Below are 21339 nucleotides of genomic sequence, written 5' to 3'. Positions count from 1 at the left end.
GAGCGAGTACATGGTGGCTTATTTTTATAAAGGGGTAATGGCTACAAATAATAAGCAATATAAAGTCCGTCACCTGACTATGGACGATATAGAGCATATATTGCAACTTCAAGAATTGGTTGTGCAAACACTTGACAACCAGGATATATTGCAGCCGCTTTCTTATGATGAATATCAGTACATTATGGATGGCAAGGGGATGATCATTGGTGCTTTCGCCGACGACAGGCTGATTGCTTTCCGCGCCCTTTTGATTCCTCCAAGCGATGACTCAGAACATTTGGGGCTTGATGTCGGATTGAAAGAAGAAGAATTGCCAACTGTTATTTATCAAGAAATATCCAACGTTCACCCTGACTATCGCGGCAACCGCTTGCAGCAAAAACTGGCCCAGCTGATCATGAATGAACTGTCGGCTCTTGATCACTCATTTAAATACGTCTGCTGTACGGTCATGCCCTCAAACATTCCCAGCTTGAAAGACAAACTAGCCCAGGGCATGGTGATTGCTGCCTTAAAAGAAAAATATCAAGGACGGCTACGCTATGTACTTGTAAAAAAATTACATGAAAACGCCTGCGAAAATTGGACTGACACTAAGGCTCTTTCAATAAATAAGATCAAAGAACAACAAACATTACTGAAGGAGGGCTGGCTCGGATTTACATTACAAAAGGACGAGGATCATTATAAAGTTGTGTACGGCAAAATATAAAGTAAATTAGTTATGGGATATTACCTTTAATATGGGTTCCATGCACTTCCACAAATTGAATCAAGAAAATCTTTCGATGACCTTTTAATTGAAGAGAATCTGAAAAAGACATCGATCACCTAAAGTACAAACAAACCTTTCGCTCGTTCCTAAAAGCTGTAAAACGAGGCCGTCCAAAAAGTAACATCGCAGCTTGAAAACTAAAAAAACAAAACCCAAGTTTCCGTAAAATCAACATTCTTGGGTTTTATATTTTAGTGCATTTGCTCTAAATTGGACTTTTTAGACAGCCCCAACCTTCTCCTTTAAAATTGCTTTTAAGGCAATATAAAAAATGGCATGAAGCTGCTCTTCCCTGTAGCAAAATGATCGTTTTTTGACCCAACGATATATCGGCCTCATCAGCTCTTACCTTACAGGCTGAAAAAAATATCCGGTGGAAAATGCCCCTTCCACCGGATTCATGTTTAATGCCTATGAAACAAGTAACTGAACGATCATTAGCGACTCAGAATTTTTCCCGGCAACTGACCAGTGTGTTTCCCACCTCGAATCACGATCTCTCCATTAACCAAAACATGGTCTATACCCTTAGAATATCGATGGGGATCATCAAATGTTGATACATCAATAATCTCATCCTCGGCAAAAATGGTGATATCCGCGTAGTATCCCTCTTGGATGATTCCTCTTTTATTCATTTTCATTTTCGTCGCGGGCAAAAAGGTTATTCTTTTAATGGCTTCCTCTAAACTGATAATCTTCTTTTCACGAACATACCTTCCCAGTATGCGGGGAAATGTACCATAATACCGCGGGTGAACAGCTCCTCTTCCTAATATTCCATATGGTGCCACCGCCCTGCCATCACTGGAAAGCATGGCTCTTGGATGTTTCATAAAATCTCTTATGTCATCTTTACTCATTGCAAAATAAATTGATTTAATCCCGCCTTGCTCCTCGATCAAAAGGCGAATGACTGCTTCATAAGGAGATACTTCCATGTCACTCGCTATTTCATTAATATTTTTACCCTCGTACTTTCTATTTTTTTCCGTCTTTAGCAAAGCGACTTTTACATGCTCCCAACTATTTCCTGCCATTGGATTGTCCCATTCAGCATGTTCTCTTTTCATATCTTCGATCACTTTTTCCCGGATCGCTTGATCCCTCAGAAGTTGTGCCATATGTATAGCGCCCTTTTCCTTGGCCCATGGTGGAATGACATCCATTAATCCACTGCCATAAGCGGAATAAGGATAAAGGTCGAAATCGACATTGACACCAGCGGCGCGAGCTTCATCTATCATTGCAAGCGCTTCTTGCGCCCTTCCCCAATCAGGCCGATGGGCAAGTTTCAGGTGAGTTATTAATAAAGAAACTCCCGTCTTCCTTGCTATTTCTATGGATTCTGCAATGCTCTTAAAAACATCTCTCCCTTCATTTCTCATGTGTGTCGTATAAATACCATCATATGCGGCGATCAAACTGCAAAGCTCTAACAATTCTTTTTCACTCGTATAAAATCCGGGCTCATACTGTAAGCCCGATGACATTCCGAATAAACCTTGTTCAAGTTCATATTTTAATAAATCCAACATCTGTTTCATTTGACTTGGCGCTGGGGGATGTTTATCAAACCCCATTACACCAACTTTAATGGTCCCATGTCCTACAAGAGGAGCTATATTAAAAGGAATTCCATTCGCGCCAATCTTTTGGTTTATAAACTCATGTTGGCTAGGCCAATTCCATTCCTGCCTGGCTTTTTCGTCAAGTATCGCCGTATTGGATAAGTAACTCAGCAAATTGTCGCGGTTTTTTTCTAACACTGGAGCCGCACTAAAGCCGCAATGCCCTTGCACCTCTGTTGTTACTCCCTGTCTTATCTTGCTCTCGCCTTTATTATTTTCAGGCAATGTCCATTCCGAATTGCCATGTATATCAATAAAGCCCGGAGCTACGATGCGACCCGAAGCATTGATTGTGATTCCGGCTTTTTGAGTTATATTAAAGCCAAGTTCAACGATTTTGTCCTGAACGATTCCAATATCGGCTTTATATCTCTTTTTACCGGTTCCATCAATTATCTCCCCATTTTTGATCAATACATCCAGCATAACGGCCTCCCGTTAAGAGTGATTTAGTCTTTTAACCGTGGATCTAAAGCATCCCTCAAAGCATCTCCAAATAAATTAAAGCCCAGTACTAATATCGCAAGAATAAAACCAGGAAAGAATATAATCCAAGGTGCTTCTAAAATGTAAGACCTTCCTCCGCTAATGATAGCTCCCCAGCTCGGGGTGGGTGGTTGGGCTCCAAGCCCCAGAAAGCTTAAGGAAGCCTCAGCAATAATGGCGATAGGGAACTCCATCGTCGTTAAAACAATAATAGGTGCCAGCGCATTAGGTAACATATGTTTAAAAATAATCCTTGCATGACCCATTCCCAATACTCTTGTCGCTTCAATAAACTCTTGCTCCCGTAAAGACAGAAACTCGCCTCTAATCAAGCGTGTATATTTCGACCAGCTCACCAAAGCCATCGCAATGATCAAGTTTGTCAAGCTGGGCCCTAATGCCGCGATAATGGCAATTGCCAACAGTGTTACAGGAAAAGACCAAGCAATATCTGTCATGCCCATAATGATGGAATCAATGCGGCCCCCAAAATAACCTGAGACCGCTCCGAGGATCACCCCGATCAAAAGCGAAATGGCGATGACACCAAAGCCTACGACTAAGGAAATTCTTGTTCCATAGATAACTCTGCTAAAAATATCCCTACCCAAATCATCCGTCCCAAAAAGATGTTGAGCGCTGGGTGATTGTAACATATTAGGCAAATCTATATAATCGTAAGGGTAAGGAGCAATGACAGGTGCAAATATGGCCGTAATGACCACAATGAATATAACGGCTGACCCAAATATAGCCGATTTATTTGAAAATAGTCTTTTCACAAACTCTATATTATTATTCGTTTCGAAATGAGTTTCGACGTGCGCAATCTTACTGTCGTCTTGAAAAACATAGTTCTCTTTCATCTATCTCCCACCCCCCATTAATATTTTATTCTCGGATCAAAAACAGCATATAAAATGTCGGTTATGAGATTTCCGATCAACACTAAAGCGGCCAAAATAAGCATCGAGCCTTGCACGATTGGATAATCTCTGGAAAATATTGCGTCAACCATTAACTTTCCGATGCCCGGGATGCTGAATACTGTTTCAATGATGACAGAGCCTCCAAAAATTAAACCAAGTCTCATTCCGAACAAAGTGATAATCGGGATGATCGCATTTTTTAATGCATGCTTAAAGATGACGCTTTTCTCTTCCAATCCCTTTGCCCTTGCCGTTCTGATATAATCCTGCCTAATCACCTCTAACATGCTGGATCTCACCATTCTCGCGGTGATTGCAGCATCTGTTAATCCGACAGTAAGTACTGGAAGCACAAGATGCTTGTATGTTCCATAACCGGATAGAGGAAACCAGCCAAGTTTATAAGCAAAAAAGTATAGAAGCAATAAGCCAAACAGAAAAGTCGGTAATGATAAGCCAATTAATGCACCGGTCATGGATGCATAATCTGCCAGTGTATTCCTCTTAATGGCCGCAACGACGCCGATAGGAATGGAGACAACAAAGGAAAAGATCAAGGCATAGATTCCGATCTCAAAGGTTACTAAGAGCCGTTCGCCAATAATGTCCGCAACCGGCCTATTTTGGAGAATTGAAACTCCTAAGTCACCTTTAAATAGATGACCAATAAAAGTAAAGTATTGAACATGAAGGGGCTGATCTAACCCCAAGTCTTTCTTAATGTTTTCATGCACCTCTGCTGGCGCATTCGGTCCAGCAATTAAATCGACAGGGTCGCCGGGTGATAAATGCAATATCATAAAAACGATAATCGTTAAACCAAATAAGGCGGGTATCATTAAAAAAGTTTTTCTGACGATGTAATTAACCATTGTTTCACCTCAACTGATAAGAGAGATGACCGAATACAAATTAATACAAATTCATTCGGCCATATCCATATTGTCGCTCTACTCCATATAGACGCCATCGTTATAGTCGGGGGCTATAGGATCAAACTTGAAGTTCTGTACTTCTTTTCTGACAGCTATGCTATTACTTGGAATGTAAATCGGAACCCAAACGGCTTGTTCGATTAAATATTTTTGTACTTCGTGATAGCCTTTCACTCTTTCTTCCCATGTCGGTACTTGTTCAGCAGCCTGTATCAGATCATCCGTTTTCTGATCCTGCCATCTGGAATGATTGGGAAAAGGGAATTGTTTTGATGATAAAAACCAATCTAGTATATCGGCATTTTGCCAACCATACATTCTTAGAAAGAGTTCCTGCTTCCCTTCCTTTAACATATCTGTGTAGCTTGAACTTTCGTACAATTGAATGTCTGTTTTAATTCCGACTTCCAATAGCTGAGCCTGCAGAACCTCGGCAAGCCTTCCGTAATTGCTGGCATTTTCAGCAGCGAGATTTAATGTTAAACCATCCCCATAGCCAGCTTCTTTCAGTAACTGCTTTGCTTTTTCGACATTATATTCGTACCCATCTTTTTCACTGCCTTCGTAATATTCTTCTTTTAAGATGGGAGGTAAATAACCGTGAGCTACCTCGGCATGTCCTCTAAAAACATGATCAATAATTTCTTTTTTATTAATAGCATGATTTAAAGCGCGACGTACTTTTACATCATTAAATGGCTCTTTATCTGTTGGAAAGGCAAGATATCCAAGCCTTGGGGCTCCACCGGTAAATATCTCGATATCGGCGTTTTTTTCGATACTTCCCATCATCGTTGGTGTTAAGTCCCGCACAATATGAACATTACCTGCTTCAAGCTCCATCATCCGGAGATTCTCTTCCGGGATCATTTTCATAACAATTTCACCTATCAATGGTTTGCCGTTATTCTCCATCCATTCTGGACCCCACTCATAATCGGGGTTTTTTTCCAGAACAATTTTATCGCCTTTGATCCATTCTTTTAATTTATACGGACCCGTTCCAATCGCATATTTACTGCCATACTCATCGCCGCATTTTTCGTAGGCGTCCTTACTGATAATTCCGGCTGCTGTACTGGAAAGTCTAAACAACAGATTAGGATAAGGCTTATCTAGTAAAATCGACAAAGTATGGTCGTCTTCGACCACAATTTCCTTTATGGGTTCGAATTCACTTTGAGCAGGGGATGCCGTTTCAGGATCTTTTATCGTATCAATGGTCCATTTAACATCATGTGCGGTAAGTTTGCTTCCATCATGGAAGGTAACGTTCTTTTTCAAATAAAATGTCCACTTTAAACCATCTTCTGACGTTTCCCATTTTTCGGCTAATCCAGGATGAAAATTAAAATCATTATCTCTACTAACCAATTTGTCAAATATATAAGTTAAGGCATTATGATAATCACTTGTTTTTATATGATTCAATGTTTCGGCATCCCGATCATAAGCGATTACTAATGCTTTCTTTTCGTCTTTACTTTTGGTATCTTTGTTTGCCTTACTTGAGCACCCCGATATGAATACAATGAGAACAGCAACCAGCAATGGATACATCCATTTATTCATTTTTAGTACCTCCCACCTTATATTTTTAATAATATTAAAAAGATTCAGTCTAAATTGAAGTGACAAGCTACAAAGTGATGGTCATCAACCTTTCTTGTTAGAGGTTCCTCTTGTGCGCATTTTTCAGTAGCGAATTTACAGCGTGTATGGAACCTGCACCCCGAAGGTGGATACAAAGGGCTTGGAATTTCTCCTTCTATTACCGATAAGTCTTGCATTAATTCTGGATCTGGCAGTAGTACCGCAGATAGAAGAGCTCTTGTATAAGGATGGCGAGGATTTTCAAACAACTCATTACTTTCGGCCATTTCTACGATTTTTCCTAAATACATGACAGCGATTTTATCGCTAAAATGATTCACGACACTTAAGTCATGCCCGATAAACAAATACGTCAGATTTAGCTCTTCTTGAAGCCGCTCCAGCAAATTAATAATTTGAGATTGGACGGAGACATCCAATGCAGATACAGACTCATCACAAACGATAAATTTTGGATTAACGGCGAGGGCCCTTGCTATGACAATTCTTTGACGTTGTCCACCACTAAACTCGTGAGGGTATCTCGACAAATGATGTTTATTTAGGCCTACCATCTCCATTAATTCTTCTACCCTTGCTTTCCTTCTTTCTTTATTTCCCATTTTATGGACGATCAAGACTTCTTCAAGAGCATCTCCTATCTTCAGCCTGGGGTTTAGAGATGCATAGGGATCTTGAAAAATGAGTTGCATATCTTTTCGTACTGTTTTTAAGCCGTTTTTTTTCATCGTTAATAATTGCTTACCTTCAAACAATACCTCCCCTTTACTTTCTTTTAATAACCCCAAAATGGCTCGTCCTGTAGTAGATTTGCCACATCCACTTTCACCGACTAACCCCAATGTTTCACCATACTTTATATCAAAACTAATCCCATCAACCGCTTTCAAATAATTCCCTTGCTTGGGTAGTAATCCTTTGCCTATCCGAAAATGAACTTTTAAATCTTTTACTTCCAACATGTTAGAATTCACACCGTACCACCTGCTCTCATATTTGCCAACACCTTACCAAGCTGCCATTTTTCTCAATTAACGGGGGTTCTTCCAATCTGCATTGCTCTGTTACTAACTCACATCTCGATTGAAACCTGCATCCTTTCTTTATTTGTCCCGGAGCAGGGACAGAACCTTTAATTGAAAACAACTTTTTTTGAGGTTCGGCGATTTTGGGGATAGACTTTAACAATCCAATTGTGTAAGGATGCTTCGGATCCTTAAATATGGTTTTCGCATCCGAACATTCCACAATCCTGCCGCAATACATAACGATGACTTTATCTGCTGTGGCGGCAACCACGCCCATGTTATGCGTAATAAACAGAACAGCAGTCTCGGTTTGTGATTTTAGATCATTCATAAGCTTTAAAATTTGGGCTTGTGTTGTTACATCTAAAGCGGTTGTAGGCTCGTCGGCTACTAACAACTCCGGCTTGCACACAAGCGCCATCGCAATCACAACTCGCTGTCTCATCCCTCCACTAAGTTGATGAGGATACTGTTGCAGCCTTTGTGCTGGAGAGGGTATATTGACCTTTTTCAACATTTCCAGCGCTTTTTCCATGGCCTCTTTTTTCGTCACATTTTGATGCATCATAATCGTTTCCATTAACTGATTCCCGATGGTAAACACGGGGTTCAATGTAGTCATCGGTTCCTGAAAAACCATGGAAACCCTGTTCCCGCGAACAGCCCGCATATCTTTATCGGAGAGCTTCAAGAGATCCTTGCCCTTAAAGACGATTTCCCCGCCTGTAATTTTCCCGGCATGCTCTGGAATCAATCTCATGATGGATAAAGCTGTTACACTTTTACCTGATCCTGACTCTCCCACCACACATACGGTTTGCCCCTTTGAAATGCTGAAGCTTACATTATCTACTGCTGGTAGAAGTTCTTTTTTTCGATAAAAAGAAGTCGTTAAATTTGTTATTTCCAAAATTGGTTCTTCCATTTTTATCCCTACTTAACTCTCAGAAATTTTGATGTTATTTTTGCTAGTCTATCGTCGTTCAACAAACCAAAATAACAAAAATATCAAATAATTTACTTGTGAATCGACTGTTTCTTCATTGCCTCGTTTTTAGCTTCATCTATAAAGCGTTGAAATAAACTGATCGAATTGTTATCGCGGCTTATTAATTGTTCCGGATGGAACTGTACACCGACAAAAAATGTCTTGTCATGAGCTTCCACTGCTTCAATGATGTCATCAGTCTGATTAGTTGCCGAAACATTCAATGATGCAGGAAGTTTTTTTGCCGCTTGGGTATGGTAGCTATTTACTTTCCATTCCTTATTTTCAGTAATCTCATCCAATAAGGTATTCGGCATTATTTCGACGATGTCCCAGTCACTTATACCGTCTTTGCCTGAATGGTTTTTGATTGGTTGGTTTGTAATTTCGCCGCCGAGAACTTCCACAATCATTTGATGGCCCCGGCAAATCCCCATTACTGGCAGGTCCTTTAGCCAAGCTTCCTTTATGAGTGCAGATTCAAATTCATACCGATGTCTCTGTTGCTCAATCAAATAGGGCACGTATTCATCAGTAGGGTTGATGCCAATGTCGCCGCCGCCTGACAACAAAAGACCGTCTAATTGATTCACTATTTGATTGATGACACCCTCTTCTTCATGAACACTCTGAGGAGGCAAAATAAAAGGAATGCCCCCCAATTGGCAAATCGCATGGATGTATGAACGTCCTATGTAATAAAAATCAGGTATAAAATCTTGCTCATGCTTCTTCTTTGGCCATGTTTCATTACTCCAGGCCGCGCTTACTCCAATAACTGGTCTCATCTTAATTCTCCTTTACTTTTGGAATGGAATGTATAAGTAACCCCTTACATTACATCCCAAGCTATTTTCGATCATACATTTGGCTTTTCTTACATTAGATTTCGGAGCATGTTTGATAAAATAGTCAAAATATATAAATTTATTACTAAAACCATCTATTAGAAGAAGAGAGAATAAAAGTTGTTATATCCCGTAATAACAAAAATGCACTTAATAACATGTGGTTATTACCTCTATTAAACCATATTCTATTTATTGGAGTCAATTATTTTTTCGAAACGATCTCCAAGATCACTAAAACGACGCAACCCATAAACTAATATCGTAAATATGAATGGGTTGAAGTCGTATGTGATCCTCCAACCCAACCTAGCCCTATTTTTAACGCTTTAACACTTTTCCAGGCAAGCTCCCAGTATGCTTCCCATTTTCCACTACGACTTCCCCGTTTACGATCACGTAATCTATCCCCTGCGGGTATTGATGTGAGTCTTCAAATGTGGCAGTATCTATAATCGTATCTTTATTAAAAATACATATATCGGCATAATATCCTTCTTTTAATTGTCCCCGTTTTTGTATTTGCATTTTTTGTGCCGGAAGAGACGTGCATTTCCTTATGGCCTCTTCTAAACTCAGGATTTGTTTTTCTCGAACATAATGACCCAGAATTTTGGGATAAGTCCCATAATACCGCGGGTGTACCGCCCCTCTTCCTAGTTCCCCATACGGAGCAACAGCTCTGCCGTCACTCGATAGCATTGCCCTTTCATGTTGCATGAAAGCTTCTACATCCGCCTCACTCATGGCAAAGTATATGGCCTTTATTCCGCCCTCTTCCTCTATCAATAAGTTAACAATGGCTTCATATGGCGTGACTCCCATGTCTTCCGCAACTTGAGCGAGATTCCGGCCTTCATACTTTTGATTCTTTTCTGATTTTAAGAGCGCGATCCTCATATCTTTCCAACTACTTCCAATGAGCGGATTATCCCAATCACTATGTTCTGATTTCATGTCTTGTACGACTCGATTCCGAAAATCAGCATCTTTGAGCTGCTGAGCCATCTTGACAGCACCCTGTTCCTTCGCCCATGGAGGAATTAAATCAATTAATCCACTTCCAAAAGCAGCATAAGGATATATGTCAAAATCCACGAGAACTCCTGAATTCCTCGCTTCATCAATTATTTGCAAGGCTTCCTTCGACTTTCCCCAATTAGGCCGATATGCCGCTTTCAAGTGAGTAATCAGCAACGAAACCTGCGATTGTCTTGCAACTGAAATAGATTCAGAGATACTTTCTAAAACATCTCTTCCTTCATTTCTCATGTGGGTGGAGTATACACCGTCAAACTCACTTACTACTTTACAAAGCTCAATGAGTTCAGCTTTACTTGTATACAGCCCCGGGGCATACTCCAGCCCTGAAGATAATCCAAAGATACCGCTTTCTAATTCCTGTCTTAAAAGCCGAAGCATTTCATCCAGCTCTTCCCTTGTAGGCTCTCGTTTTTCAAAGCCCATTACCGACACTTTTAAAGTGCCATGCCCCACCAAAGGCGCAATATTAAACGGAATTCCCTGCTTTTCTATGGCACACTTCATAAAATCCGCTTGACTTTCCCAATTCCAGTTTTCCTTCGTCTTTTCATCCAACAAAACTGTATTCGACAAATAACTCATCAGATCATTTTTACGTGCAGCAATGACAGGTCCGGCAGAAAAACCACAATTTCCCTGTACTTCCGTTGTGACTCCTTGCCTGATTTTACTTTCTCCCTTGTTATTAATAAACAATGTCCAATCTGAATTTCCGTGGATGTCAATAAAACCGGGAGAAATAATATGTCCCCGCGCATCAATCGTTTCTTTTGCATCAGCTTGTAAATCCAAAGCTATTTGAACAATCTTATTATCTTTTATTCCTAAATCGGATACATAGCCTTTTGTCCCAGTACCGTCAATAATGATCCCATTTCTAATCACTAAATCAAACAATCTTGTGACCTCCTCTTTACATCCTATTTGGGTAGTCATTTTGTTACTCTTTAAATCCAACGCGAGAAAAATTTAATACCACTATTCAACCACATTATAACAAGTAGGTCAACAACAACTTTTTTGATGTATAAATATATCGTTAAAATAAAGAATTCCCATCTAATTCACCTGTTATTTATAGCAATAAAACGTGAATTCACCGTATTATTTACATAAATTAATTAAAATTTGACAAATAAAAGACAAATGCTTATGCTGTATTCCAGAGGTTATAACAAGTTGAGCTAAAAGGAGGAATTGCATTGAAAAAAGAATTAAGAATTGTCAGCCCAAATGGGCATCTTGGGTTTGCCCCCACCAAAAAAGAAAGTTTTGAGCTGGCGGTGGAAACTTGCCCCGACTATTATTGCGCAGATTCCGGAAGTGACGATATCGGTGCATCCGCATTAGGAGCGGACAAATCGGTAAGTATGTATAAATGGCAGAAACATGACCTCGAATTAATGTTGTTGGCCGCTAGGAAACAGGGGGTTCCCATGATCATTGGTTCCGCTGGCGATACTGGGGCCAACAGCCGGGTGGATATGTATGTGCAAATCATTAAAGATTTGGCAAAAGAGCATCATTTGCCGCCCTTTAAGATCGGCTATTTTTATTCCGAAGTTGAAAAGCCTTACTTATACAATAAGCTTGGTAGTGAAGTGACAATTGAAGGGTTGGATGGGCGGCCTCACTTAACGGAAAAAGATATTGATCAAACAGACAGAATTGTAGCAGTAGCCGGCATTCACCCGTTCATTAAGGCATTAGATATGGGAGCGGATGTGGTGATTGGCGGACGTTCAAGCGATGTCGCTGTATTTGCGGCACCGGCCATTCGCGAAGGCTTTCCGGAATCACACGCTTATTACTTGGGTAAAGTGTTGGAGTGCGCGTCTTTTTGCGCCGAACCATATGGAGCAAAAGAAAGTGTCATAGGGACAATCACGCATGATGACGTGAAAGTAACAGCCATGCACCCCGATCAAAGATGTACGATTGCTTCTGTCGCCGGCCATGCAATGTATGAACGCTCCAATCCGTATTTTGAATATTTTGCCGGCGGCATGTTAGACATGACCAATTGCCAATATGAACAGTTTGACGAAAAGACTTGCCGGATTACCGGTTCAAAATACATACCGATTGAAGGTGACATCAAAGTAAAGTTGGAAGGAAGCGGCCTTGTGGGAGAAAAATTTATCGGTATTGCCGGAGTCCGCGATCCTTATACAATCAAAAATATCAATCAAGTCATTGAGTTTGCCCATGAACAAACAGCCAAAGAGTTTGCCGGTATTCCTTACCACTTGAATTTCCGGATTTTTGGAAAAAATGGGGTAATGGGTGATCTGGAACCTGTTAAAGAAATAAAATCACATGAGCTAGGTATTGTTGTGGAAGGAGTCACTGATTCAAAAGTTGTTGCTGAAGAGCTTACATTATTTGCAACGCGGCAAATATTTTATGCAAAACTGCCTGAAGTGAAAGGGACGGCGGGAACAGCGGCCTATTTAATAGACGATGTCCTTTATGCGGGAAGAACATATGAATGGACGATGAATCATACAGTTCCTGTTGCGGATCCACTGGAACTTTTTAAGGTTGAAATCGAAGAAGTAAACGCAAGTATAAACGTATAGGAGTGATTAGCGTGAAAACAAAGCCATTGCAGGAGTTGGCCAAAACAATACGGTCTAAAAACGCGGGAACCGATAAAATTACATTTGATATTATTTTTGATGATCCCGCTCTATACAAACAAGTATGTAACAGCAATGTCATTACGAAAAAAAATATCGCGGAATTATACGCGATCCCGGAACATATCATTACTGACTTCGTCCAATACGATCCGGCCAATGCCATTAAATTTACCATTTTAAGAAAACAACCGAGCGGCAGCCCTGGTGATGGAGACATTTTTGGTTCTCAACAATATCCGCCACTGCTTGATTTACAAATACCTGTAGAACAATAAATTGAAGATAGCCCGGGTTCATCAAAGTACAGCAAGAGCCTTTGAATGTCTTGCTGTACTTATTTTCATTTGATACATCACCACTTTCGGGTGATAAAAAATCTATATTTATCGCCTCTATAATATGATTCTTTATACTCCAAAGGTAGTGTGTCTTGAAATACAATTGAAGTGATCCGTAAAAGAGGAAACCCCGTCTCAACATGTAAAATGTCAGATACATGTTCATTAGCCGCCACCGATTCAAATGTTTGTTCTACATGCGTGGGGGCAAGTTCTACATTTTCATAAAGATCCAAAGTAGAAAAAGGGATATTTTTTTCAATGGCCAAGTCTGCGGACTCCTTGATTTTCATGCCAATATTGTACTCAAAGTAGCTGTTATAAAAAACAATGGGACTGTCATCACCCAACCCGACCAATTGCAGGTTTAACACTTTATCCATTACGTCTATGTGCAATAATCGGGATAGCTGGAAGTCACTCGAAATGACCTTTGAGTCATGATATTGAGTAGAAGCTAAAAGTCCTTGCTTTTCTAATGTGGATTTAAAGTTATTGATAGTGGTCAACTCTTGTTGAATTTTTGGTTTGGCCACAAACGTCCCAACACCATGAAGACGTTGAACCAACCCCTCTTTTTCCGCAAGCGAAATCGCTTGTCTAACGGTTATTCGACTGACATTAAATTGCTGGCAAAGTTCCCTTTCAGAGGGAATTTGATCATTATACCGCAACTTGCCATTCTTTATATCATCTTCAATAATACTTTTTAACTGTTCGTAAAGAGGTATTGGATCGTTCCGGTTTAACATAACCTCTGCTCCCATCTTTTATATTATTTACAATACCTATTATAACCAGATCCTTTTTAAAAAACACTTCAAAAGATTTATCATCAATGATCTTCAATGATTCCATGTAACTTCCATATTCACTTTATAGAAAATATAAGTTGTGAAATAGCCGCCCGCTGCTTCTGAAATGCAGGATACATTCTGAAAGAAGTTGTATTAACAAAATCCGCCTTGGCTGTCGCGGATTTTCTCCACTCCGGTCCTCCTATTTCCCAGCTCCCGTGCGTAAAGCTCATCCAACGATTAGCGGTCTTTCCCGCCACCGGAAATACTTCCGCAGATGCGTTCCTTCCAGGCTTTTCTATGAAAACATGTCCAAGGTCATTTCCTGGAAAAAGCAAATTCTTCCTTGAAATATAGAGTCAAAATCCCCCTGATTTTACACTAGTGCGTCCCCCATAAAAGACGCTGGAAATAAAGCAAGATTAAATCATATCCAGGGCTTTCAAGTTCACCAATTGCTCACGGAATATCCTTGTGTATGCCATCCCAATTTAACAGAAACCACACAAGTTTTGCCTACAATGGGGGCAAATACATCAGAGGAGGGAACAGGCATGAACTTTCCTGTTGTGGAATTTCCCTGGCTGGGCAACGGTACAGTCATAGCCATTATTGCCATTGTTCACGTCATCGTCAGCCACGGAGTGGCCATTGGCATTACGACGCTGATGGTTTCCATGGAGCATCGTGCCATCCACACAAACAATGAACAATTGGAATCAGTCGCAAGAAAATGCAGTAAATGGGTTTTAATTTTCACCACTACAGTGGGCGCTATGACGGGAGTTGGAATTTGGTTTTCAACAACCGTTATTCAACCGGATTCAATCGGCTCATTGTTGCGCATCTTTTTCTGGGCATGGTTTGTGGAATGGATCGTTTTTGTCACCGAAGTTGTCCTTTTAATTATCTACTACTTCACATGGGATAAGTGGAAAGGCGCCAAAAAAGTCATTCATAACCGAATTGGAATTGCGCTCGCCATTTTTTCTTGGATTACGGCCGCTATCATTACAGGTATTTTATCCGCCAAACTCACACCCGGCCGCTGGACGGAAACATTGTCTTTCTGGAATGCGTTCTTTAATCCAACGTATATGCCGTCGCTCGCATTTCGGACATTTATCGCTATTATTCTCGGTGTCGCTTTGCTGTCATTTCCTATTAAAATATTTATTAAAAATAAAGAATTGCAACAAGAGATTTTCCGCGTTTTTTCCTTTTGGACCGCGATTTCATTGCCAGGCTTATTAATTACCGGCATATGGTATTTGCAAAGCATTCCGCAAGAAGCATACGACATGATCGTTTGGTCAACTGGTATGACTAAAAATACATTTACCATTATGAATGTCCTTGGGCTTGCCGCTTTTGTCATCTTTGCCTTCTGGATGGTGTTAAGACCGAAAAAACTGCCACTCCTATTATCACTGGCGATTTTTGGAACATCCATGGCCTTCATAGCAGAGTTTGAAGCGGTCCGTGAATCTGTACGAAAGCCATTTATCATTTACAACTATATGTATGCCAACGGCGTTCTCGCAAAAAATGAAGATTTGTACCGTGAAGAAGGCTATTTAAAGCACTCTACTTTTTCACCCGTCAAAGAGGTCACTTCAGACAATCGCGCACAAGCGGGGATGGAACTGTATAAAGGACAGTGTATGGCATGTCATACAGTGGACGGCTGGAGAGAAAAACGCGCTTTTTCCAATAGGCTGAATGGTTGGGATGAGGAAAGCATCGCTTCCTACATTGAAACCCTCCATGAGACAAGGCCGTTTATGCCGCCATTTGTCGGTACAGAGGAAGAAAAAAAAGCCCTTGCCCATTATTTGTCTAAAGTGACTAAAAAAGAGCCGGTGACGGCCGTTTCGGAGGGAAAATGACATGCTGAACCTGTTTTCCATCATACCCAAAGATATCGAGCTGGCGATTCCGGGAAACATTGGATTCTTTGAATTTTTAATCGTGCTAAGCTTCTTGCTGCATATATTATTTGTCAATATTACAGTCGGCTCTTCCGCACTTGCCGTATTTCAAGAAATAAAAGGAATTAAGAAAAAAGACAAGCTGTTTGATGATGCGGCTTTTCAACTGGCAAATCATACATCTGTTTTAAAAAGTATTGCTGTCGTATTGGGTGTAGCACCGCTTCTTCTCATAAGCGTCATCTATACACAATATTTCTACGCCTCAACGATTTTAATCGGAAAAGCGTGGCTCTCGCTAATCATCATTTTAATTGCCGCCTTCTTGATCCTTTATGCATACAAATTTTTGTGGGATCGTATGGCCACTGGTTTCAAAAAAGCGTTTCATATTGTCTTAGGTGCCAGCGGCAGTCTATTACTGCTTTTCGTTCCACTGATTTTCATCGTAAATGTCGTTTCCATGCTTTATCCGGAAATGTGGGAAGGGTCCAAAGGATTCTTTCACGGCCTGTTCTATTACCCGCAAATATGGCAAAGATATTTCCATTTTATTTTGGCCAGCTTTGGTGTGACAGGCATTTATCTATACTTTTGGAACGGCCGATTACAGAAAAAGTTGAACATGAAAGCAATGGATCAGACAGAAAGGCTACAGACGGGAAAGCTATACAAGCACGGGAAAAAACTGGGCTTGCAAGTGGCCATTTGGGCAACGCTGCTGCAATTGGTGTTTGGCACAATCCTTCTCCTGAGCTTTGAGCGTTCTATCATGCTGCTTTATATGGGAGACGATATGTTACTCACAACTCTATTGGTTTCATCCATTTTCCTGACGCTCGCCATGGCCTTTTTCTTATACAAGTTGCAAAAACACGATGTCAAACGCTATTTTGTGCTTGCACTATCGTCCTTCCTGCTTGTGCTCAGCATCATGGGTTGGATGCGCCATGAATTAAGAGAATCGTATTTGAAACCTTATATTGAAGAAAATCCGCGGACAGTACATCAAGCAGACCGTCCGTAACGGATTGCCGACATCATCAATGCAGGGTGGGGAAAAATATGTTATTTCTCCCCCTGTTCACAAAGATGAAGGCCGATTGTTTCCGTGAATCCCATAGTTCTCGGATTGTTTCATTTCAATCCGGGCGGAAGAGAATAACAATAGACCTGACGACATCCGTTAAAAATAAAATGGATAAAAGGCCGATGACCGTAAGGGTATCAGCTAAAGAACCCTCAAACAGAAAAGCCCCAAGAAAAACGAGAACGAGCCCAATATAAGCCCCCGGATCAGAAAACCTCTCAAAAAAAATATCTTCGTCAATCTGGATTTTTTCCTGCAAGTCCCTATCACTTTTTATCAATTCGTCTATGGTTACATCAAACAGCTCACTAATCCGAATCAGATTTTCAATATCGGGATACCCTTTATGATTTTCCCATTTATATACAGCCTGTCGAGACACATTCAATTCCTGAGCCAATTTTTCCTGGGACATGCCGAAGTCTTCTCGTAACTTCTTGAGTTTATCACCAAATTCCAAAAAATCACCTCCATAACATAAGCCTACACAAGTCAGAGGATAAATTGAATAAACGAAACGTTGCAAATGTCAACCAGCAGTTTACATACTGTCTCCTTATGGTAAAAACTCTTGCCCTCTGCTCATTATGAATGGAAAAAACCCTGGAAATAATCCAGGGATATGCAACCATTCATCAATCGCCAAGTATTCTATTGATAGCAATTTTCGGACGAAGTGCCCATACCGATAGCGGCTCATCCAACAAACATGCGTTATTTGCGCTTGTCCCCATCACCCCAAAAATTCGGTGGGGCGACAATGCCGAAACAACTCCAGCATTAAATCTTGGTCATCGTATTGGGAAGCTTCAAAGCGGCTCATGAGCCGCCCATTGTTCATGACGAAGATGATATCAGCGGTTTCGACGGCAACATCCAGCTGATGAGTGGAAAATAAAACGGAAGTTCCTGATTTTTTCACCTTTGAAATAATCTGGACGAACGTGGACATCCAACGGGGATCAAGTCCGTTTGTCGGCTCGTCAAACAACAACAAAGAAGGTTTGCCCATGATGGCTTGGGCGAGAAGAAGACGTTGTTTCATACCTTTTGACAAATTTCCGATCCGATTTTTTCGTTCGTCGATTAATCCGACCGTTTCCAGAGCGCTAGTTACATGGTCCTCGTTGAGGCGGCGGAGTTTGGCATGATATAACAGCCATTCATTGACTGTTGCCACAGCTTGAAAATGATAGTCATCAGGCATGTAACCAAGCGAAGCGGCGTAAGCATAACGGTGTTGGCGATGTTTGAGTCCATTTACCTCGATATGGCCGTCCGTCGGAGGTAAAATGCCGGCTATCATTTTAATCAGCGTGCTTTTTCCCGCACCGTTTCCTCCACATAAGGCGATTGCCTCCCCTTTTTTAATGGAAAAGGAAAGAGGTTTGACCACTTCCGTTTGTTTGTAGCGTTTAACGACGTTGGTGACATTGACGACGATGTCAGAGCCCATGTTTTCGCTTCCTTTCGGTCTTCATGATGGCAACGGTTAAATGGAAAGAGACAAAGATCAGGACATACAGGGCAAGCAAGACATGACCCATCCGGCTGTTGAGCGCGGTCATTAATTCATAGTACGGTTGGCCAAAAATGGCTCCCCCGCCCAGCCAGTTCGTAAACAAAATGCGCAACACTTCTGCGGGATTCAGCAGTGTAAACAATTGTAGTGCCGCCGAAACAACACCAAACGGCAAAAACCCAAGGACACCAATCAGCAAAGAGGGCCAAACCATGATCAATACAAACCAGACCGCAACAGCGGCCATCAGGGATTGCCAACGTGTAGCGGAAAAAGCGCCGATGGCGAAACCGAGTGCCAGAAAAACAGCGGCAAGCAAAACAGTAAATAGATACAGCAAAAGAAATTCGCGCAGCGACATCGCCACTCCCGCAAACAGCCCTATCATGTTGGCAAGTCCAAAGCTAAACGTAATGATGATCCACTGAGCCGCATATTGTCCGGCAAATTTCCCCACAATATAGGATGCTGTCGTTAAGGGGTACGCCATTACCAATTCAAAGCGCTTATCCTCTTTTTCTTGCGTTAAGGACAAAGCTCCCAAAAACAACGTCATTAAAGGCAGCAAATACAGAACAATGTTCATCATGGTTGCCGAAAGCTGTGTATAGCCCGCCATCCCATCAACTTGATGAAGTATGAGAAAGATCATTACACACGTAAAAGTAAATAAGAATAAAAAGGTATAAAAGGAACGCTGCTTTAATGCAGTACGCCATTCATGCGCGAAAACGGTCAACATATCCATCCTTTATTCTCCTTCAACATCAACACCCTGTTTTTTACAACAACAGCAACCTCCCTGCACATTCGGCAGCGAAGGTTGCCCCAATAAGGTTTATTCGTGCTGTTCCCCGTCATCTTGGCCATGAACCTCGTGTTCATGATCATCACCCTGCTCTTTTTCATCGCCGCCTTGATCATGACTGCCCCCGTTTCCATGATCTTGGTGGCCGTGATCCATCATTTCCTTATTTCGCTTCCAAGAATGACTTTTTAAATCTTCTGCCGTAAGCAATTGGCCTTTTCCTTCTTTTTCAATGAGCGCTTCCGCGTCTGCTTTGTCCTTAAATGAGTACATGCCATACGCCATCGGTGTTTTGAAAGATGCGTCATATACATATGTCGCATCATCATATGAGATCCACTCTTTCGTGTCAAAATCACGGACAAACACGGCTTCGGTTTCTTTATCATCATTCTCCAACAGCCAGTCTTTCACCATACAGCCAATATCGTCAAACATTAACGTTTCCCCATCTTTCAGGGCAATTTGTGTCGCAAACTGATCATCGGCGACATTCATATGGCAGATGTCACACTTATCAACTCCTTCATCGACTTCTTTTGGCTCCACCGCTGCTTCTTTTTTTCCACATGCGGCCGCCACAATAGAGATGGACAGCAATAAAATAAATAAATACATCCGTTTTTGTTTCATTGTCATTTCCTCCCAACTATAAAAAAGGTCATACTCGCGCACAAAAAGATCAGGCTCATCCATATTCTCCCGCTATAACGCGTTTCAGACGACTTTGTTTGCGCCATCACCGGTTTGGCCCGGGGCGCTTCATCAAAAACCAGCTGTTCCGGATCACCCTTGAACACTTGTTTTAACAATGTGATTCCCGGGGCATGGAACAACAACTGATAAGCAGGGTTTTTTTTCACAATCGTTAAAAAATAGGGATCGAGCGGATGGCTTAGCTCACTGCTTCCGTCCCCGTTTACATCTAGTACGGCGGCATCGTCCCAATAATTGTTGCGGACATCATTCGAAAAGATACCAAATGCCTGGCCGGGAACAATGTTGGCGATAAAGTCATTTCCGGTTAATGTATTTTGAATGGCTTCTTTTACCTGCAAGCCAATAAAGTTCATCGCGATCTCATTCGATATGAACCGGTTCTGCTCACTGCTTTCCAAGTAAACTCCCACACGATTATGGTTTAAGCGGTTAGAGTCAAAGACCGAATCAAACACATTAAATACAAGCAACCCCTGGGCATGGACATGCCTATCATTATATGACGCATCGTTTCCCTTCACTTCAACACGCTCCGACTCCATGATCATCAATCCGGTTATATTATGACGGGCATTGTTTTGCAAAACTCGTGTTCCTTCGGTAAACATCAGGTGGATACCATAACGGGAATATGTAATCGTATTTTGCTGAATGACATTATAATGGCTGTGGTCGACATAAATGCCGTCTTGGACATTTTGAATAGTAGATGCCGTAATGGTGTTTCGATGAGCTTGATAAAGATCAATCCCATTAAAAGCGTGTAACTCGCCTTCCGCTTCCGGTTGCCCAGTCACTTGGATGTTTTCCAACACATTATCCGCGGCCTGGAAAAGTTGGATGCCAATAGAATTTGTTTCCACTTTCATATCGCGTAATTGGTGCTTCATCCCGGTCATTTTAACCGCAGTTTCCGCCTCTGCAGACAGGCTTTTCACATGGATATTTTCTAATTGAACCCCTTGTCCTTCTATCGTGATGGCTGGCTGTTTGCCCGATGCCTGAATGATGGCCGGTTCAGTCGCTTTGATCGTCAATGGCTTCGAAATGATGACTGGACCCTCATAGATACAACCATCCAATGAAATGGTGCCATATGGCGGAGACTCGTCAATCTGTTGTTGTAAAGAGGTCGAGGCATATCCGGAATGAACCGGCAATAGAAACAACCAAGCAAAACACGCCAAGATGAAAATCCGCATGAACC

General features: G+C 41.4%; 19 protein-coding genes. 5 read left to right on the top strand and 14 right to left on the bottom strand.

Annotation, left to right across the window (positions count from 1 at the left end; all coding sequences use genetic code 11):
* The first annotated feature begins 13 nt into the window (after nucleotides 1-13).
* Nucleotides 14-715 carry an N-acetyltransferase gene (locus JOC94_RS13100; RefSeq protein ID WP_139345625.1) on the top strand — a complete coding sequence of 234 codons (702 nt, stop codon included), beginning with the start codon at nucleotides 14-16 and terminating at the stop codon, nucleotides 713-715.
* Nucleotides 716-1215: 500 nt separating this feature from the next.
* On the opposite strand, the gene JOC94_RS13095 is transcribed toward JOC94_RS13100, so the two are convergent.
* The 8 genes from JOC94_RS13095 to JOC94_RS13060 form a co-directional block, all read right to left on the bottom strand.
* The gene (locus tag JOC94_RS13095) at nucleotides 1216-2835 is read right to left on the bottom strand and encodes an N-acyl-D-amino-acid deacylase family protein (RefSeq protein ID WP_077111465.1); all 1620 of its coding nucleotides are present in this window, start codon (nucleotides 2833-2835) and stop codon (nucleotides 1216-1218) included.
* Between the two features lie 23 nt (nucleotides 2836-2858).
* Nucleotides 2859-3761 carry an ABC transporter permease gene (locus tag JOC94_RS13090; protein WP_077111466.1) on the bottom strand — a complete coding sequence of 301 codons (903 nt, stop codon included), beginning with the start codon at nucleotides 3759-3761 and terminating at the stop codon, nucleotides 2859-2861.
* Nucleotides 3762-3778: 17 nt separating this feature from the next.
* Nucleotides 3779-4696: an ABC transporter permease gene (locus JOC94_RS13085; RefSeq protein ID WP_077111467.1), complete on the bottom strand. Its 918-nt coding sequence runs from the start codon at nucleotides 4694-4696 to the stop codon at nucleotides 3779-3781.
* Nucleotides 4697-4774: 78 nt separating this feature from the next.
* Nucleotides 4775-6331 (bottom strand): ABC transporter substrate-binding protein, encoded by a 1557-nt coding sequence (locus JOC94_RS13080; RefSeq protein WP_077111468.1) that lies wholly within the window; start codon nucleotides 6329-6331, stop codon nucleotides 4775-4777.
* Nucleotides 6332-6375: 44 nt separating this feature from the next.
* Nucleotides 6376-7335 carry an ABC transporter ATP-binding protein gene (locus JOC94_RS13075; protein ID WP_077111508.1) on the bottom strand — a complete coding sequence of 320 codons (960 nt, stop codon included), beginning with the start codon at nucleotides 7333-7335 and terminating at the stop codon, nucleotides 6376-6378.
* Nucleotides 7336-7363: 28 nt separating this feature from the next.
* Nucleotides 7364-8326 (bottom strand): ABC transporter ATP-binding protein, encoded by a 963-nt coding sequence (locus JOC94_RS13070; RefSeq protein ID WP_077111469.1) that lies wholly within the window; start codon nucleotides 8324-8326, stop codon nucleotides 7364-7366.
* Nucleotides 8327-8418: 92 nt separating this feature from the next.
* On the bottom strand, nucleotides 8419-9177 hold the full coding sequence (locus tag JOC94_RS13065; RefSeq protein ID WP_077111470.1) for a gamma-glutamyl-gamma-aminobutyrate hydrolase family protein: 759 nt from the start codon (nucleotides 9175-9177) through the stop codon (nucleotides 8419-8421).
* A 381-nt stretch (nucleotides 9178-9558) separates the two neighbouring features.
* Nucleotides 9559-11178 (bottom strand): N-acyl-D-amino-acid deacylase family protein, encoded by a 1620-nt coding sequence (locus JOC94_RS13060; RefSeq protein WP_077111471.1) that lies wholly within the window; start codon nucleotides 11176-11178, stop codon nucleotides 9559-9561.
* A 305-nt stretch (nucleotides 11179-11483) separates the two neighbouring features.
* Here JOC94_RS13060 and JOC94_RS13055 point away from each other — a divergent pair, with 305 nt between their 5' ends.
* Complete coding sequence (locus JOC94_RS13055) at nucleotides 11484-12863, top strand: acyclic terpene utilization AtuA family protein (RefSeq protein ID WP_077111472.1); 1380 nt, start codon at nucleotides 11484-11486, stop codon at nucleotides 12861-12863.
* A gap of 11 nt (nucleotides 12864-12874) precedes the next feature.
* Nucleotides 12875-13201 (top strand): DUF4387 domain-containing protein, encoded by a 327-nt coding sequence (locus JOC94_RS13050; RefSeq protein WP_077111473.1) that lies wholly within the window; start codon nucleotides 12875-12877, stop codon nucleotides 13199-13201.
* A gap of 77 nt (nucleotides 13202-13278) precedes the next feature.
* Here the strand turns inward: JOC94_RS13050 and JOC94_RS13045 are convergent, their stop codons facing one another.
* Nucleotides 13279-14016: a GntR family transcriptional regulator gene (locus JOC94_RS13045; protein WP_077111474.1), complete on the bottom strand. Its 738-nt coding sequence runs from the start codon at nucleotides 14014-14016 to the stop codon at nucleotides 13279-13281.
* Between the two features lie 599 nt (nucleotides 14017-14615).
* Between JOC94_RS13045 and JOC94_RS13040 the strand changes: the two genes are divergently transcribed.
* Both JOC94_RS13040 and JOC94_RS13035 read left to right on the top strand, forming a co-directional pair.
* A complete protein-coding gene (locus JOC94_RS13040; RefSeq protein WP_077111476.1) occupies nucleotides 14616-15950 on the top strand; it encodes a c-type cytochrome in 1335 nt (444 codons plus the stop codon).
* Between the two features lies 1 nt (nucleotide 15951).
* Nucleotides 15952-17019 carry a cytochrome c class I gene (locus JOC94_RS13035; protein WP_139345620.1) on the top strand — a complete coding sequence of 356 codons (1068 nt, stop codon included), beginning with the start codon at nucleotides 15952-15954 and terminating at the stop codon, nucleotides 17017-17019.
* Between the two features lie 115 nt (nucleotides 17020-17134).
* Here JOC94_RS13035 and JOC94_RS13030 read toward each other — a convergent pair whose 3' ends face one another.
* From JOC94_RS13030 to JOC94_RS13010, 5 genes are all read right to left on the bottom strand, one after another.
* Nucleotides 17135-17542 (bottom strand): helix-turn-helix domain-containing protein, encoded by a 408-nt coding sequence (locus tag JOC94_RS13030; protein WP_077111477.1) that lies wholly within the window; start codon nucleotides 17540-17542, stop codon nucleotides 17135-17137.
* Nucleotides 17543-17815: 273 nt separating this feature from the next.
* Nucleotides 17816-18538: an ABC transporter ATP-binding protein gene (locus JOC94_RS13025; RefSeq protein ID WP_077111478.1), complete on the bottom strand. Its 723-nt coding sequence runs from the start codon at nucleotides 18536-18538 to the stop codon at nucleotides 17816-17818.
* Complete coding sequence (locus JOC94_RS13020; RefSeq protein ID WP_083717478.1) at nucleotides 18528-19352, bottom strand: ABC transporter permease; 825 nt, start codon at nucleotides 19350-19352, stop codon at nucleotides 18528-18530. Before JOC94_RS13020 ends, JOC94_RS13025 begins: the two co-directional genes overlap by 11 nt.
* A gap of 90 nt (nucleotides 19353-19442) precedes the next feature.
* A complete protein-coding gene (locus tag JOC94_RS13015; RefSeq protein ID WP_171973886.1) occupies nucleotides 19443-20045 on the bottom strand; it encodes a nitrous oxide reductase accessory protein NosL in 603 nt (200 codons plus the stop codon).
* A gap of 2 nt (nucleotides 20046-20047) precedes the next feature.
* Nucleotides 20048-21334, bottom strand: coding sequence for a right-handed parallel beta-helix repeat-containing protein (locus JOC94_RS13010; RefSeq protein ID WP_077111479.1), 1287 nt, complete (start codon nucleotides 21332-21334; stop codon nucleotides 20048-20050).
* Nucleotides 21335-21339 lie beyond the last annotated feature (5 nt).

Origin of the sequence: Siminovitchia thermophila (assembly GCF_016909185.1) — a bacterium.
GTDB classification, from domain to species: domain Bacteria; phylum Bacillota; class Bacilli; order Bacillales; family Bacillaceae_C; genus Siminovitchia; species Siminovitchia thermophila.
The sequence above is the reverse complement of the archived record's forward strand: the minus strand, read 5'-3'. Positions and strand labels throughout refer to the sequence as shown.

Bases quoted from the DNA above. Each gene is read 5' to 3' on its own strand.
- JOC94_RS13040 (WP_077111476.1), top strand. From the start codon at position 14,616: ATGAACTTTCCTGTTGTGGAATTTCCCTGGCTGGGCAACGGTACAGTC.
- JOC94_RS13015 (WP_171973886.1), bottom strand. From the start codon at position 20,045: ATGAAACAAAAACGGATGTATTTATTTATTTTATTGCTGTCCATCTCT.
- JOC94_RS13065 (WP_077111470.1), bottom strand. From the start codon at position 9,177: ATGAGACCAGTTATTGGAGTAAGCGCGGCCTGGAGTAATGAAACATGG.
- JOC94_RS13020 (WP_083717478.1), bottom strand. From the start codon at position 19,352: ATGGATATGTTGACCGTTTTCGCGCATGAATGGCGTACTGCATTAAAG.
- JOC94_RS13090 (WP_077111466.1), bottom strand. From the start codon at position 3,761: ATGAAAGAGAACTATGTTTTTCAAGACGACAGTAAGATTGCGCACGTC.
- JOC94_RS13075 (WP_077111508.1), bottom strand. From the start codon at position 7,335: ATGTTGGAAGTAAAAGATTTAAAAGTTCATTTTCGGATAGGCAAAGGA.
- JOC94_RS13095 (WP_077111465.1), bottom strand. From the start codon at position 2,835: ATGCTGGATGTATTGATCAAAAATGGGGAGATAATTGATGGAACCGGT.
- JOC94_RS13010 (WP_077111479.1), bottom strand. From the start codon at position 21,334: ATGCGGATTTTCATCTTGGCGTGTTTTGCTTGGTTGTTTCTATTGCCG.
- JOC94_RS13085 (WP_077111467.1), bottom strand. From the start codon at position 4,696: ATGGTTAATTACATCGTCAGAAAAACTTTTTTAATGATACCCGCCTTA.
- JOC94_RS13035 (WP_139345620.1), top strand. From the start codon at position 15,952: ATGCTGAACCTGTTTTCCATCATACCCAAAGATATCGAGCTGGCGATT.
- JOC94_RS13070 (WP_077111469.1), bottom strand. From the start codon at position 8,326: ATGGAAGAACCAATTTTGGAAATAACAAATTTAACGACTTCTTTTTAT.
- JOC94_RS13080 (WP_077111468.1), bottom strand. From the start codon at position 6,331: ATGAATAAATGGATGTATCCATTGCTGGTTGCTGTTCTCATTGTATTC.
- JOC94_RS13045 (WP_077111474.1), bottom strand. From the start codon at position 14,016: ATGTTAAACCGGAACGATCCAATACCTCTTTACGAACAGTTAAAAAGT.
- JOC94_RS13025 (WP_077111478.1), bottom strand. From the start codon at position 18,538: ATGGGCTCTGACATCGTCGTCAATGTCACCAACGTCGTTAAACGCTAC.